Below are 15,652 nucleotides of genomic sequence, written 5' to 3' on the forward strand. Positions count from 1 at the left end.
TGAGAAAATACTCGAAATAGCTATCAAAAATAACTTAATCGATCACTCATCTTTATTTATTGATTCCACCCATATTAAAGCAAATGCAAATAAAAATAAGTATATTACAGAAATTGTTAAAAAAGATACACTCCACTTTCAAGAAGAATTGGACAATGAAATAAATGAACAAAGGTTAGCACAAGGAAAAAAGCCATTAAAAAATAAAAAGAAGGAGGAATATAAAACAAAAAAGGTAAGTACAATTGATCCAGAAGCTGGATACTATGTAAAAGGAGAACGAGAAAAGCAATTTGCTTATAGTTTACATGCATGTGTGGATAAAAATGACGCCCGGTAATATTCATGATAGTACACAACTCAAACCAATGATTGAAAGACTAAAAGCAAAGCAGATGTTGCCTATTACATTAGCAATTGACTCAGGTTATAAAACACCTTTTAATGCCCACTTTTTACTTGAAAAAGCAATTGTACCAGCAATGCCCTATACAAGACCTAAGGGGAAACCTGGATTTTTCAGAACAAAAGATTTCATCTACGATGAATATTATGATACTTATATTTGTCCTAATGATGAAATTTTATCATACAAAAGAACGATGCCGACAGGACACAGGTTATATGTATCAGATGGTTCAATATGTCGAGACTGTCCTGTATTAAGTAAATGTACCGAAAATAAAGATGCCATAAAACAAATTAGAAGACATGTTTGGCAAGACGATTTAGATATAGTTGAAGATTTAAGGTTTATTGATACTGTAAAAAAACAATATAAATTGCGAAGTCAAACAATAGAGAGAAGATTTGGCGATGCAAAAGAACAGCATGGTATGCGATGGACAAGATATAGAGGGCATGACAAAGTTTCCATGGATACCACGCTAATTTGTGCTGCCATGAATCTAAAAAAATAGCAATGTGGTTAGTAAAAGGGCCAATAATGGTCTGAAAGACCACTGCTTTTTGAAAAATAACTATATAAATAAAAATAAACAAACCTTACGCATTAATTTGCGCAAGGTTTGTCTACGTTCTGAAAGCCCCCTAATCAAGGCTTTTTTTATACTTTAATTTATATACAAATTAACTAATCATCATTTTCATTAAATAGCCATGCTTATCGAAGAAAGCTTTATACATACCATTATTAGTTTCGTAAGTCAGATATGTGCCATTAGTCGTTTTGCCTTCATCCACCATATTACTTGTCATATGTGCTTTTTCAAACATCTCTTTACTTATCGTGTCCGGTTTCGTTTCAAAAGTTATATGAATAACTTGCCCATCTTTATTCATATCGATCATAGAGTCATAAACTGCTTTACTTGATGCAACATCTTTATCAGATGCAGCTGTATTAACTTTATAACTATCAATCATAACGTTATCATGTTGTAATGCTCTTACAAAATCATAGTCTTTAGTAAATTGTCCATCATATGTTGTATACCCTTTATAATTATAATATGGCATCATTGTTGTTTGTACCATTTGTTCGTCCACTTCCATGCCTTGTTGACCCATGTTGTTATTCATATGTTCCATTTCTTCGTTCATTGCCATGTCCTGTTGACCCATGTTGTTATTCATGTGTCCCATTTCTTCGTTCATTGCCATGTCCTGTTGACCCATGTTGTTATTTGTCGTGTGAGCTTGAGCTGATCCTGCACCTAAAAATAAACTTGCTGCTAATACTGATGATGAAATCATTAATGTTTTATTATTCATAAATCTCCACCCCTTTTTAACGTTTTATTAATATTTGCTGGTACCTTGTTTCTTAGTCTTACGCTTAAAAACAAATGACTGTTTTACTTAAGATAAAACTGATTACTTTGAGTAATGCCTCCTTTTTATTCTACTTACTAAGACATACGTATTTTCACTATTATAAGTTCACTTTTATAACAATTATTTAAATTAACTGAAAATATTCTTCTAATGTGAGGTTAGAATTTTTTATTTCTTTTGCATCTTTTTTTCCTAAATACCTTAAATGCCATGGTTCGTACATAAATTGTGTAATATGCGCTTTACCTTCTGGATACCGAATAATAAAGCCATAATTATGAGCATTATCCTTCAACCATTTACTTTCTTCTGTATATTGAAACAACTCTTTAGCTGACTCTTGTAATCCTCGAATAGCAACATCAAATGCAAGACCAGTCTGATGTTCCGAGAATCCTGGTTTAGCACTATAGAGTTGCGCTTTTTTCAAACCATCACGTTGCACGTACATCTTAAACAATCGCATCTGTTTAAGATATGAACGAAAACCACTTATAATAATTAATTGGAATCCTTGCTTATCTGCCTCATTAATCATTAACTTTAAAGCGTTTAATGCTTCTAATTTGGGAAACGGCGTATAAAATGGAGAAACTTTATAGTCTTTATTTACAATAATATGATTATTACAGTAATATGCCCCGTTTTTTTTTATAATATTATTTTCATAGTGCTTTTGCTTTTTATTCATGAAATAAATTATTGCAGTTAAAATTATAGCTATACCCGAGATTAATTTTTTCATATACTCATCCTTATCATCACGTTTTTATTAAATTAATTTTAAATCTAACGTTATTTCAATCCATGGTTATGCACTTACAACCTTTCCAACATCTGCCTCATTATATCGACACTCTAATCGACTCCAAATAATTAACCTTCTTTTTTTCAACAACATTACATTTAATAAAATGATAAATCAATTAGAAATACAAAACATAAAAACAGAGATAAAAATTGAGCTTGATATTATAATCTATAAATTTCAATTATAGATAATTATTATCAATTAAAATGGTTTTTTGAGAAAAAAACTCTGTACTTAAGTCGATTTTTAGCTATAATAGATTATAATAATTATAAAAAGATATTAATTATAATTATCATCGTGAATTGGGAGGTTAAATAATTATGTAAAAAAATAAGTATCAAGTTTTATATTAGAATCGCAAAAACAACGCTAACTATGTTTATACGACTTTCAGTGTCGAAAACTCTACATAAACTATTACTTAATATAAATGTGAATCTCTGTTTCCAACAAATATTCACTGTAAAGGATTCAAATTCATTTATTTGATGATTAAAATAAAGGAGATTAAATTATGAAAAGAAAGTTAACAGGTCTATTTGGAGCTCCCGTATCAGATAGAGAAAATAGTATGACTGCAGGTCCAAGAGGACCTTTATTAATGCAAGACATTTATTTCCTTGAACAAATGGCACACTTTGATAGAGAAGTAATCCCAGAGCGTCGAATGCATGCTAAAGGATCAGGTGCATTTGGTACCTTCACAGTAACAAATGATATAACAAAATATACATGCGCAAGTATTTTTGCTGAAGTCGGTAAACAGACAGAAATGTTCGCACGATTTTCAACTGTAGCAGGCGAACGTGGTGCAGGAGATGCAGAGCGAGATATTAGAGGATTTGCTTTGAAGTTTTATACAGACGAAGGTAACTGGGATTTAGTTGGTAATAATACGCCCGTATTCTTCTTTAGAGACCCTAAATTATTCCCAAGTTTAAACCACGTGGTTAAACGTAATCCAAAAACAAATATGAAAGACCCACAAGCGAACTGGGATTTCTGGACATTATTACCAGAAGCGCTACACCAAATTACAATATTAATGACAGATCGTGGTATTCCTAAAGGTTTTAGAAATATGCATGGTTTTGGTTCCCATACATACTCTATGTATAACGACAAAGGCGAACGTTTTTGGGTTAAGTTCCATCATAGAACTCAACAAGGTATAGAGAACTATTCTGCAGAAGAAGCCGAACAAGTGATGGCTAAAGATAGAGATTCTTCTCAAAGAGATTTATTTAATAATATTGAACAAGGCAATTTCCCAAAATGGAAAATGTACATTCAAGTAATGACAGAAGAACAAGCTCGTAATCATAAAGATAATCCTTTTGATTTAACTAAAGTTTGGTATAAAGATGAATATCCATTAATTGAAGTTGGTGAGTTTGAATTAAACCGAAACCCTGAAAACTATTTCCAAGATGTTGAACAAGCTGCATTTGCACCTACAAATATTGTTCCAGGTTTAGATTTCTCACCAGATAAAATGTTACAAGGTCGACTATTTTCATATGGAGATACTCAAAGATACCGTTTGGGTGTTAACCACTGGCAAATTCCAGTTAATCAACCTAAAGGTGTCGGTATGGAAAATATATGTCCATTTAGTAGAGATGGGCAAATGCGCATCTTAGATAACAATCAAGGCGCTAGTACACATTATTATCCAAATAGTAACGGGGCATTTGAAGATCAACCACAATACAAGAAGCCAGCTTTAGATATTCAAGGGCAAGCATATGAATATGACTTTCGTGAGGATGACGACAATTATTTTGAACAACCTGGTAAATTATTCCGTTTATTGTCATCTGAAGAGCAACAAATATTATTTAATAATACTGCGAATGAAATGAGTCCCGTCACCGATGCATTAAAACATCGCCATATCAGACATTGCTATAAAGCCGACCCTGCATACGGTCAAGGTGTAGCCGAAGCTATGGGAATTGATATTAATGAAGTAGACTTAGATGTCGCAGACTAACATACAAGAAAAAGGTGATTATATGATATTAGATAACGTAAATCCAGAAGATTTGTTTCCAACTGAGAAAAAAGGGCCTGCCATTTTAGGGAAGATGGAATACCCTCTCAATGGTGATGTAAGAACATATGACGCTGCATATATTGCAACAAATGAACGCCTTATCTTAAACGTAGATATGGATGGCCAATTTTACTATAGAAATATCCGTTATGATGAAATAGAAGATGTTCAATTAGATAACCATACGCTAACCATGAGTTTTAGTATTGGTACATTTCCAATTACAAATTTAAATAAAAATGCCGCCGAACAATTCATAAGTTATATCGAAACTAAACGTACTTAAACTAAAAAGGATGACTTCTACCAATGATTGCGTAGAAGTCATCCTTTTTATTAAAAATTATATAAATTGTCCGATACGTTTTTCTGAAATACCAGTTTCTTGATTATAAATTTCTTCGCCTCTTAAAATAGTTTGCGTCACTTGCGCACCAATTTCACGACCAATATAAGGACTCATCTTATTACGATATGCTAAATCTTCTGCTGCTAGAGTATACGGCGCATTCGGTTTAATTAAAACAAAATCTGCATCTTTTCCAACGGCAATGCTACCTTTTGCTTCTAATCCAAAACGTTTTGCAGGTGCTGTAGCAATAATATCTGCAAATTTATTTAATGACATATTACGTTTTTGAACACCTTCATCAAATAAAATATCGACATTATTTTGTAATCCAGCGATGCCGCCCCATGCTTCGAAAGCATTATCTGTATCTTTTAAGTCGGGTGTACATGGAGAGTGATCGGAAGTAACAAATCCAATATCACCATTTAACACGCGTTTCCACATACCTTCTAAACGCGATTTTTCTCTGATTGGTGGAGAACATTTTACAACTGGGCCAATGTCATCTAATTCTTCCTTGTAGAAGTAAAGATAGTGGGTACATGTTTCACATGAAATATCTACACCTTCTTGTTGAGCTTTGATAATTTCATCTACACCTTCTTCACAAGCAACATGCACAATATGCACACGACAACCAGTTTCTTTTGCGAATAAGATAATCTTACGAATTGGCTCAACTTCCGTAAATACTGGTCTGCTATCGACATATGCACTTAAAGTTGTTTCACCGTTAGCCTTAGCAATTTCACCTAAACGGTCAGTGATTGTTGCATTTTCTGCATGAATAGAAAGTAATTTACCAGTTTTAGCAATTTGCTTCATACCTTCGTATAATGAATAATCATCCACATTTTCAAAGTCACCTTCTATTGAACGGTCACCACATGTTGCTAAAAATGCTTTATACGCTACGACACCCGCTTCATCCAACTCTTGAATACCACCGTTTAAATTATATGGCACTAAACCGCCATAACTCGCAACATCAACTGACAATTCACCTTTACCAGCATCAAATTTTGCTTGGATAGAAGCTTGATCAGTTGTTGCAGGCACTTGGTTTAAAGGCATTTCAATAAATGACGTTACGCCACCTTTGGCTGCTGCTCGCGTTCCAGTAACATAACCTTCCCAGCTATCACGATAACCGCCACCTGGTTCAGTAATATGCACATGTGCGTCTACCATACCTGGAGATACGATTTGGTTCTGAGCGTCAATAACTTGTTCAGCTTCACCTAAATCTTGACCAATAGCGGCAATCTTGCCATCTTTAACACCGATTTCTACATTTTGCTGACTATCTTCTAAAATGACTAAGCCATTTTTTAAAATTAAATCATATTTCATTATAGTTCACTCCTTCTTGTTTTTTTGAAAATAATTTAACTGAATGGTGTAAAACGATATAAACTAAACTGGATATAAAGAATCCAATAAACCATGAAAAATCAGAAATCACTTTAAATATTGGTAAGAATCCGAGCAATGAAATGACCACACCTACTACCGTTGCAATATAAGCAGAAATATTAACTCTTTGTATTTTTATATCTTTATCATGTAAATCAAAATACAATTTATCGATATTAATGCGACATTTAGATACTAAGTAGAAATGCACTATCATTACACCTGCAACTGGCCCAAGTATTGCACCAATAGCATTTAAGAATAAAAAGATACTATCCTCATTTTCCATCATTTTCCATGGCATAATAACAACACTTAATACAGAAGCAATAACTACGCCACGTTTATAATTAATCCATTTAGGTAATAACGCACTTAATTGATATGCAGCAGGTATAATATTGCTCGTCGCATTCGTAGAAATGGTTGTCATTAATAGTACCCCTGTCGATATCAAGATCGCCCAGAAGTTACTCCATTCATTAATAATCGTTAAAATATTCCACTCTTGATGACCTAAGTAAATAGAACCACCAATGATAATAAACACACTAGCAATCGCAAATAAAACATGAGCAACTACTATACCGGAAACCTGACCAATAATTTGTGTTTTAGTAGATTTTGCATTTTGTGTAAAATCAGAAACACTTGAACCTGGTCCAGCCCACACACCTAATAAGGAGTTAAAGATTAAAATAAATGACAAAATGGCTGGATATATAATACCGTCTGTTTTTGTTGATATTTCATAGTTCATGATATTGCTGAAACCGCCAGCAACAGTCACACCCCATATTGCCATACCACCAAATACTATATAAATGAGTGGATTTAAAATAGCAGTGAATTTATTCAATATATCACCACCACCAAATCCAATCGCAAAACTAATTGCCCAGAAAATTAAAAATGCAATTAACCCCGGTATCGATATACCTAGAATTGAAATGCCACTTCCAATATTTTCAAATCCTGGAAAAATCTTATTTAGTAATATCAGTAATGCTTGAGAACCAGCAAATGTTTGTAATCCAAACCATGCGATACCGGCTACAACGCCACGTAAAACACCAGGCAATTTAGCGCCAATATCTCCATATGTATCACGCAACTGCATTGCGAAAGGTATCCCGTATTTAGAACCAGCATATCCATTTGAAACGAGTAATAATGCAATAACAAATGAACTTAAAATCAAGGCAAATATGACTTGCAATGGCGATAGACCTATTAATAGAAAACCACCTACCGCTGTATAGTTAGGTATATTATGAACAGCACCCATCCATAAAGTGAAAAAGTTGAATGCCGAATTATTTCGTTGATCTGATGTCTTAGGCATTATATCTTTATTATAACCACGCTTTTCAAATAAAGCTTGATTATAAGCCGTTTCATTCCCCTGTGTTCCCATCTGTTTGTCTCCTTTGCTTCAATAGACTAATAACTATCTTAATTAATCTTTAATTTACATTTTATTACGTATGTAAGCGTTTTTCTTTGTTAGTAATGACATATATTAATTAGAAAGTTATATATTTCGAACAAAATATGTGTATAATAATTTTTATATAACATTATTTTTGATAAGATTTATAAAATTAAAAACGGATTTGGAATGTTTATAAATATACCATCTTATTAATAAATATACAAATAAACCTATATTTATTCGTAAAATATATTAGTATGATTCACAATATAAGAAGACGGAAACGGAGGATTAAAACATGACTACACTTAATGAAATTTTGTCCGTTCCTCAGTTTAAAGAGTTAGAACTGATTAACAAAAACGGAGATTTATCATCAGAAGTTTCAAGCTTAGATATTACTGAAAACAATGATATTAAGCATTTCACTTCTCAAAATGCTTTTATCTTAACAACTGGCGTATTATTTCAAGACAACCAAGAAGATTTAAAAAGGTTAATTAAAGATTTGCATGATATTAATACGGCAGGTCTCGGCATAAAAATTTCGAGGTTTTTACATGAGCTAGATAAAGAGGTTATAGACTTTGCAGATAAATTGGGGTTCCCCTTAATAGAGATACCAGAAAGTTGGAACTTAGGGGAAATTACACATCAAATTTCATCTTACATTTCAGACTCAGAAACTGGAAAATTAAACTACGCATTACACATTCAACAAGAATTAAATCAGCTTCTTATCAAAGGTTATAGCATTAATACAATGATTCAAAGAATGAGTAAATTACTTGGTGTGCCGATCATCCTTTTCGATCCTTTCAAAGCACCAGAAGCGTTAAGCCATCATTACGACCAAAATAAACATTTAACTAATGAACATATTAGTTATTTCCTTAATCATTACCAACAATCGACTATTTATGATAAAAATAAACAAGTGTTTGAAAACAAAGACCATGTCATTTTCAAAGTTCTAGGATATACGTACTTTCCTTATTATTTAATGGTTTCACAAGTCAATAAATTGTCATATCCCTTCAGTTTGTTAACTATTGAGCAAGTGGTTAGCGTATTGAGTTTTGCATTATACAAAAACACAAAAATTAAAGAAGCCGAACAAAATGATATTAACCGCTTTTTTGAAGCACTTGTTAATAATCAAAGCGATCAAACACTTTCAATCAAAAAGCATAACGATTTACTGAAACGCTATAATATTTTCGATTCTGATTATTATCAAATCATCATTTGTGACATTGACTCACCGAATACCTTAGAGAATAGTTATTACCTTAACGAAAGGTATCAACTAACATTCCACTGGCTTCAATATATGTTTACCGATCTTGATGATTATATTAGTATTTATAAAATACCAAGTACGAATCGTTTCGCTATTTTATTACAAAATCGTCACGACTATTACTATGACTACCTTAAACGTATACAAAATAGTTACGGAGATCATTTTGAAGGCACGATTTCTTTTGGTATCGGCAATGAAGTTACAGAGTTCACACAAATTTCTTCGTCATATTTTGAGGCTAATGAAGCCTTTGAAAATGGATTGCTGAATGATAAGCAAAGCTTCATTTCGTATTATCATTCCAAAGATATTAAAGAACTTTTACAGTTAATACCAAAAGAGAAATTACGTCCTTTTATAAAACATACTTTAGGACCATTGAGTTATCCTAAAACTAAAAAAGACTTAGAATTAAAGCAAACATTACGAGTTTATATGGATAATCAGTGTGATATAACTAAAACTGCAGAAAAGATATATATTCACCGTAATACAGTTAAGTATAGAATTAATAAATGTAGCAATTTAATAGGCGTGAATATTGAAGATCCAATGCATTCATTAAACATTCGTATCGCTTTATACGTTTCTGATATTACTCAATTCGATTAAACACCTATAAGATTATCTTTAAAAAATAGAGTGAAAATCTATTTTTTAAAGGTTTACCTGAGCTTCCGTTCATGCATAAGTCCCACTAACTCTTAAAATTGGAACACCTGCATATACAATCATGTGTATGAGCCACTACTTTACAAATTAAAAAGTGGGACTTTATAATTATTTCAAATACCAAGTTAATGCAGCTTGTTCTAATTTTTTCATAAAACTATCTTTCCCATCACAATAACCTTGCCTATCATCAGGAAATTGTTGAGCTAATTGTTCTTTTAATTGTTCATATTCACGTGCAATCACTTCATGTTCACGTAAATAATCCCTTACTGCTATGTGACGATTAATTTCATATATTTTATCCTGTTGAAATATATGCATATGATGTGTACGTGGATTTTCACCTTTTTTAAAAAACCTTCTCCCTGTAATTCCATTTTCACCCAATGATATGTAACCCAGCTTCATAAATAATTTATTATATTCATCTATTTTTTCTATATTAGTTACTACTACTAACATATCAATAATAGGTTTAGCTTTTAAGTTTTCAACAGCAGTACTCCCAATGTGATGAATTTTTATAACTTCCTCATTTAAAATAGCTTTGATGTTTGATTGCTCAATTTCAAATAAAACCGGCCACTGTTTTTGATAATGCTGTACTTCAATTTCCATCATAGTCACCTTTCCCCGATATATTTAAAGAGCAAATTACAAAAATTACAACACTCTTTAAAATCTCCCTATTATTTTAAACTAAATTATATCTTTATAATTAATATTTACAAATATATTTTCAATTCAATAAATAAAGTCACTGCCAAATTACCCTCAATGATACCTCTATTCGTTCTATCTTAAATTCAATTTAATTCTATATATGCATTTTGTTTCTATTCATTATACTCATTACATTCAATCAACTTTATATTTACATTATTATTTTTTTAAAGTTATTGCTTTTAATATTAGATTTTTAAACCGAATGGTTTGCTTTGCTAACTTAAAAGGATTAAAATCTATCGTTGGGATGTTATAAAAGGAGATGTAATTGAAATGTCGGAGAATGGAATATCGAACAAAAAAAGAAACACAATCATTTTAGTTATGCTCAGTAGTGCCTTTGTTGCAATGCTTAACCAAACATTGCTCAACACCGCACTTCCAGCCATCATTAATGGCTTAGAAATAACTGAAACGACTGCCCAGTGGCTCATCACAGGATTTATGCTTGTTAACGGAATCATGATTCCTACGACAGCTTTCCTTATGGACCGATTCCACACCAGATCACTCTATATTTTTTCAATGAGTGCATTCTTACTTGGCTCTATCATAGCGGCACTTTCGCCGACATTCGGTTTACTAATGTTAGCACGAGTGATTCAAGCTATCGGTGCAGGTATCTTGTTACCATTAATGCAATTCACTGTCTTCACCCTCTTTCCAGCTGAAAAGCGTGGATTTGCCATGGGGCTTACAGGAATTGTTGCGCAATCAGCACCAGCGATTGGCCCTACTTTAACTGGTTTTCTAATTGATACATTTAGTTGGAGAGCACCGTTTATCGTAGTAGCAGTAATCGCTATAATCGCATTTATTATTGGTATCATTTTTGTAGAAAGTAACAATGAAACTAAACACACTGAATTAGATAAGACTTCAGTGATATATTCTACATTTGGTTTCGGACTAATGCTTTACGGCTTTAGTAGTGCTGGTAACCTTGGATTTACTTCACCAATCGTTATCATTTCATTAATAGTTGGACTTATCATTGTCGGCATCTTTGTCTTAAGACAAATTAGAATAGACAATCCATTATTAAATATGCGTGTGTTTGCTAACAGAACATTTTCATTATCTGCATTCGCTTCAATGGTTCTATTTATTGGGATTGTTGGCCCTGCGTTGTTGATACCTATGTATATTCAATCAGGACTAGGCTTATCAGCAATACTTTCAGGTTTAGTCATCTTACCTGGGGCTGTAGTTAATGCATTTATGTCTGTATATACGGGTAAAATTTATGATAAATATGGGCTGAAGATATTGGCGGTCCCTGGATTTATCTTATTAATTATTATGACAATTCTACATTGTTTCTTAACTACAGAAACACCTTATTGGTACATTGTTGTCATCTATGCGGTCAGAATGTTTGCTGTTGCATTGATTATAATGCCGTTAAACACAATTGGTATTAATGCATTAGAAACTAAAAACATTTCGCACGGTACTGCTATTATTAATTCATTAAGAATTATAGCTGGCGCGATAGGTACTGCTATTATGATTACAATTTTAACTATAGTTAGAACAAACTACGTAGAAAATGCTAATGGTAGTCAAACAAAAACTGAAGTAATGCAACACGCTACCGTACTTGGTGTTGACGCTGCATTTGCTTTCACAACAATTCTCATGATTATTGGTTTCGTCCTAATGTTGATGATTCGTACTAAAAAAGAAACTATCAATAGTCGAGAATTATAACCTCGATAAACAAAGGATCAAGCATATGATATTAACATTTAATGTCATATACTTGATCCTTTTTTGCATTTTATTAATTTATATTTAACGACAAGCTTCTATCGCTCTTTCTAAGAATGTTTGAGCTGCCTTTGAAAATAATTTATCATAAAAAAACACCCCTAACGCATACATTGTTGCGTTAGGGGTGTAAATGTCGTATTTCTTATTTAAATTTGCATAAAAAAAAGACGAGTTATACTCGTCTTTCAGCCGTTATTATAATTTAACAACGTTAGCTGCTTGAGGACCGCGGTCGCCTTCAACGATTTCGAATTCAACAGCTTGTCCTTCTTCTAATGATTTGTAACCTTCTTGAGCGATTGCTGAGAAGTGTACGAATACGTCGTTTCCGCCTTCAACTTCGATGAAACCGAAACCTTTTTCTGCATTAAACCATTTAACTGTACCGTTATTCATAATTAAATTCCTCCATATGTGCTTTTGCACGAATATTTGTAATCTGTCTTAAAAAATCAAAAGGAGTAAATTCAAAAGAATAACTCTACAAATCAATTTCACGAACTAAATTACTTAATACCTATTATAACGAGTAATCGTTCATTTGTACACCCTAAAACGTAAATTAGTTTATTAATTTAATTTTTAGTAACGATATAGTGTATTGTTCTATTTATTTTTATTCTTGTATATAGCTAAAAATCCCTATATAACGCTTGTTTTTCATAGCTCACATAAACTTAAATAATAATATTCTATTTTTAAAATAATCTATTCTTTAAATTCCAGAATCACATTATTCCCTTTTTCAAAACTTTAAAATCCACCAACAATTAATGCGATAATGAATAAAATAACAGAGATGATGAGTGATGTCCACAAGTATGGAGACATATGATTTATCATTCTTTTATATTCACGATCAGGAGCCTGCTCTTTTTTTAATTTCAAAAGTTTTATTAATAAATATAATGCCCCAAGCATATTTATTAAAAATATAATAATCAATAATGTGATTGCAGAAATGTTAACTTCTTTCTTCTCTAAATATATAGAATACCTTATATAGCAAATAAACAACATTTATCATCGTAAGCAATGCAAGTACTATAAGTATAGTCTGGCTAAATATAGATATACCAAAAGCAACTATCAGCGCTAAGACAATATTGATAAAACTAGAAATTAGAAAGCCAGTACCTAATTTATTTTTCTGTTGCATATTATCGCATCTTTTACTTAAGTATATTTTTGAAAAACTAAATTTGTGTTATCTTATAAGAAATCATAACACAATTTATTTTTTATAAAAATATAAAATCAACTTAAGCAGAGACATGCATTGAATCTTACCCTTAAAATTTTGATAGGTATTCTCTTTGTTAGTATAATGTCTTGGAATAACGCGATACAAACGCGTCAAAATGTAAATAAAAAAGCATATAAAAATCAGACTCAGCCTATGAACGGAAAGCAATTTCGATTCATGCTTTTGTTAAATATCGTTATAGTTACACTTTTTTATTTGCTTCTAATGCACACTTATTTTTAATATGAAAATTTATCTAATTTCAAAAATCACAATAAAAAGCCCCTCCCTTACAATTGGTAAAGGAGGGGGATTTTCTATATTGTCTTCAGATACTCTTCGCCTTCTTTTTTATCGTAAACACCTTCTGTTTTAGCAATAAAGATTGTAGCTACTGAGTTTCCTAATACGTTAACACATGTTCTAAGCATTTCTAAGATTCTGTCTACACCTATAATAAGTGCTAAACCTTGTGGATTTAATCCAACCGATCCTAATGTTGTTAATAACACTACGATTGAAGCCCCTGGCACACCAGCCATACCTTTTGAAGTAAGCATTAGCGTAACCATTAAGATAATTTGTTCAGTAATACTTAAGTCAACACCGTATAATTGTGCGACAAACAACGCTGCAATAGATTGATACATGGCCGCACCATCAAGGTTAAACGAATAACCAGTTGGTAATACGAAGGATGCGATATCCCTAGGCACACCAAATCTTTCCATTTTTTTCATAACTGTTGGTAATACAGCTTCTGAACTTGCAGTCGAGAATGCAAGCATTAAATCATTTTTCAACAACTTGATGATTTGCGTAATTTTCACTCCACAGATTCTTGAAACAATGCCTAATACAACGAAAATAAAGAAAAACATTGCAATGACTACTGTTAAACATAGTTTGAACAGTGGAATTAATGCTGATAATCCAAAAGTAATAATCGTTGTCGTAATAAACGCAAATACTGCAACTGGTGCTAATAATAATACTTTGCCAATCATCCAGAATACAGCTTCTAATGCGCCACCTAAAAAGTCTTTAACAGGTTGAGCTTTTTGTCCAATAGCAGCTAATGCCAAACCGAAAAATACTGAGAAGAATATGACCGGTAAAAGTTCTCCAGATCCAAATGCTTCAACTATGTTAGTCGGTATAATATTAACAATTGTATCGATTAAATGATTTCCATATGTAGTGCCTTCTGCAGCCTTTGCAGTTGATTCATATTTTGAAATATCACCTTTAGGTAATAAATCAGGATTCAGTCCTTGACCCGGTTTAAATAAATTACCGAATATTAGTCCCATAAAAATTGCAAAACTTGTCATAATAACAAAGTATAATAATGTTTTACCGCCATAGCGCCCAATAGTTTTTGTGTCTCCAACATTTGAAATAGATAGTGCTAAAGAACAAAATACAATAGGTACTACTAACATTTTAATTAAATTTATAAATACATCACCGAATGGTTGTATATAGTTAATTACATCTTTATTTCCATGTAAGATACTACCTAAAATTATCCCTAATACCAATGCTATGATAATTTGCGTCGGTAGGTTTATTCTTTTAATTACTCTCACTCTTGTTCATCCCCTTATCTAAGCTAGCATTTGCATAAATGCTAGTTTTCTACAAAATACAGTTTATCACAAAGAAAATTCCACTCATATATTAAATTTACATGATTCTAAAAATTATTTATGATTTTTGTACAACTAAGCTATTATATCAGAATTTTGTACATTTTAGTTAAAAAAAGAATTCGCTCTCAGCCTTATACCTATAGGAGTTCAAAGGTCATCAAAGCATAATAAGAAAGCGCTTTCTGCATTATACACAAATTTGTCAAAAATAGCTTTTTACATACAAAATTAGTGTTATTTATATTAATATACGTCATTTTACAATACACCTTCATTATTTTTATATACTCTAAATTGCACTAGATCGTTTTATCAATAATCTAATATTATAGCCATACGCTAAAGCCTCTTTTCCTTTTATGAAAATCTACGTTCACAACCATTGCATTCTTTGA

General features: G+C 31.9%; 12 protein-coding genes and 1 pseudogene. 5 read left to right on the plus strand and 8 right to left on the minus strand.

Going from position 1 to position 15,652, the window contains the following annotated elements:
* Positions 1–955, plus strand: a pseudogene (locus BTM19_RS13225) (IS1182 family transposase); the annotation flags it as partial.
* Positions 956–1,089: 134 nt separating this feature from the next.
* Here the strand turns inward: BTM19_RS13225 and isaB are convergent.
* Both isaB and BTM19_RS03455 read right to left on the minus strand, forming a co-directional pair.
* Positions 1,090–1,734, minus strand: coding sequence for an immunodominant staphylococcal antigen IsaB family protein (gene isaB, locus BTM19_RS03450; RefSeq protein ID WP_099265731.1), 645 nt, complete (start codon positions 1,732–1,734; stop codon positions 1,090–1,092).
* Positions 1,735–1,921: 187 nt separating this feature from the next.
* Positions 1,922–2,542: a M15 family metallopeptidase gene (locus tag BTM19_RS03455; RefSeq protein ID WP_099265732.1), complete on the minus strand. Its 621-nt coding sequence runs from the start codon at positions 2,540–2,542 to the stop codon at positions 1,922–1,924.
* Between the two features lie 583 nt (positions 2,543–3,125).
* Here BTM19_RS03455 and BTM19_RS03460 point away from each other — a divergent pair.
* Together BTM19_RS03460 and BTM19_RS03465 are read left to right on the plus strand one after the other, a co-directional pair.
* Positions 3,126–4,607, plus strand: coding sequence for a catalase (locus BTM19_RS03460; protein ID WP_029378896.1), 1,482 nt, complete (start codon positions 3,126–3,128; stop codon positions 4,605–4,607).
* A gap of 22 nt (positions 4,608–4,629) precedes the next feature.
* Positions 4,630–4,956, plus strand: a complete 327-nt coding sequence (locus BTM19_RS03465; protein WP_069796780.1) for a PH domain-containing protein — start codon at positions 4,630–4,632, stop codon at positions 4,954–4,956.
* Positions 4,957–5,013: 57 nt separating this feature from the next.
* On the opposite strand, the gene allB is transcribed toward BTM19_RS03465, so the two are convergent.
* Positions 5,014–6,375: an allantoinase AllB gene (gene allB, locus BTM19_RS03470; RefSeq protein WP_029378894.1), complete on the minus strand. Its 1,362-nt coding sequence runs from the start codon at positions 6,373–6,375 to the stop codon at positions 5,014–5,016.
* Positions 6,365–7,855 (minus strand): allantoin permease, encoded by a 1,491-nt coding sequence (allW, locus tag BTM19_RS03475; protein ID WP_099265733.1) that lies wholly within the window; start codon positions 7,853–7,855, stop codon positions 6,365–6,367. Before allW ends, allB begins: the two co-directional genes overlap by 11 nt.
* 316 nt (positions 7,856–8,171) lie before the next feature.
* On the opposite strand from allW, the gene BTM19_RS03480 reads away from it, so the two are divergent.
* Positions 8,172–9,791, plus strand: coding sequence for a PucR family transcriptional regulator (locus BTM19_RS03480; RefSeq protein WP_081225235.1), 1,620 nt, complete (start codon positions 8,172–8,174; stop codon positions 9,789–9,791).
* A 168-nt stretch (positions 9,792–9,959) separates the two neighbouring features.
* On the opposite strand, the gene BTM19_RS03485 is transcribed toward BTM19_RS03480, so the two are convergent.
* Positions 9,960–10,475: a GrpB family protein gene (locus BTM19_RS03485; protein WP_306822985.1), complete on the minus strand. Its 516-nt coding sequence runs from the start codon at positions 10,473–10,475 to the stop codon at positions 9,960–9,962.
* Between the two features lie 378 nt (positions 10,476–10,853).
* On the opposite strand from BTM19_RS03485, the gene BTM19_RS03490 reads away from it, so the two are divergent.
* Positions 10,854–12,293 (plus strand): MDR family MFS transporter, encoded by a 1,440-nt coding sequence (locus BTM19_RS03490; RefSeq protein ID WP_069796776.1) that lies wholly within the window; start codon positions 10,854–10,856, stop codon positions 12,291–12,293.
* A 258-nt stretch (positions 12,294–12,551) separates the two neighbouring features.
* On the opposite strand, the gene cspD is transcribed toward BTM19_RS03490, so the two are convergent.
* From cspD to BTM19_RS03510, 3 genes are all read right to left on the minus strand, one after another.
* Complete coding sequence (gene cspD / locus BTM19_RS03495) at positions 12,552–12,752, minus strand: cold-shock protein CspD (protein WP_011303913.1); 201 nt, start codon at positions 12,750–12,752, stop codon at positions 12,552–12,554.
* 568 nt (positions 12,753–13,320) lie between these two features.
* Positions 13,321–13,515, minus strand: a complete 195-nt coding sequence (locus BTM19_RS03505) for a hypothetical protein (RefSeq protein WP_029378889.1) — start codon at positions 13,513–13,515, stop codon at positions 13,321–13,323.
* Positions 13,516–13,919: 404 nt separating this feature from the next.
* The gene (locus BTM19_RS03510; protein ID WP_029378887.1) at positions 13,920–15,194 is read right to left on the minus strand and encodes a dicarboxylate/amino acid:cation symporter; all 1,275 of its coding nucleotides are present in this window, start codon (positions 15,192–15,194) and stop codon (positions 13,920–13,922) included.
* Between the last annotated feature and the right edge of the window lie 458 nt (positions 15,195–15,652).

It is taken from the genome of Staphylococcus xylosus (assembly GCF_002732165.1).
Taxonomy (GTDB): Bacteria; Bacillota; Bacilli; order Staphylococcales; family Staphylococcaceae; genus Staphylococcus; species Staphylococcus xylosus.

Bases quoted from the DNA above. Each gene is read 5' to 3' on its own strand.
- isaB (WP_099265731.1), bottom strand. From the start codon at position 1,734: ATGAATAATAAAACATTAATGATTTCATCATCAGTATTAGCAGCAAGT.
- BTM19_RS03455 (WP_099265732.1), bottom strand. From the start codon at position 2,542: ATGAAAAAATTAATCTCGGGTATAGCTATAATTTTAACTGCAATAATT.
- BTM19_RS03460 (WP_029378896.1), top strand. From the start codon at position 3,126: ATGAAAAGAAAGTTAACAGGTCTATTTGGAGCTCCCGTATCAGATAGA.
- BTM19_RS03465 (WP_069796780.1), top strand. From the start codon at position 4,630: ATGATATTAGATAACGTAAATCCAGAAGATTTGTTTCCAACTGAGAAA.
- allB (WP_029378894.1), bottom strand. From the start codon at position 6,375: ATGAAATATGATTTAATTTTAAAAAATGGCTTAGTCATTTTAGAAGAT.
- allW (WP_099265733.1), bottom strand. From the start codon at position 7,855: ATGGGAACACAGGGGAATGAAACGGCTTATAATCAAGCTTTATTTGAA.
- BTM19_RS03480 (WP_081225235.1), top strand. From the start codon at position 8,172: ATGACTACACTTAATGAAATTTTGTCCGTTCCTCAGTTTAAAGAGTTA.
- BTM19_RS03485 (WP_306822985.1), bottom strand. From the start codon at position 10,475: ATGATGGAAATTGAAGTACAGCATTATCAAAAACAGTGGCCGGTTTTA.
- BTM19_RS03490 (WP_069796776.1), top strand. From the start codon at position 10,854: ATGTCGGAGAATGGAATATCGAACAAAAAAAGAAACACAATCATTTTA.
- cspD (WP_011303913.1), bottom strand. From the start codon at position 12,752: ATGAATAACGGTACAGTTAAATGGTTTAATGCAGAAAAAGGTTTCGGT.
- BTM19_RS03505 (WP_029378889.1), bottom strand. From the start codon at position 13,515: ATGCAACAGAAAAATAAATTAGGTACTGGCTTTCTAATTTCTAGTTTT.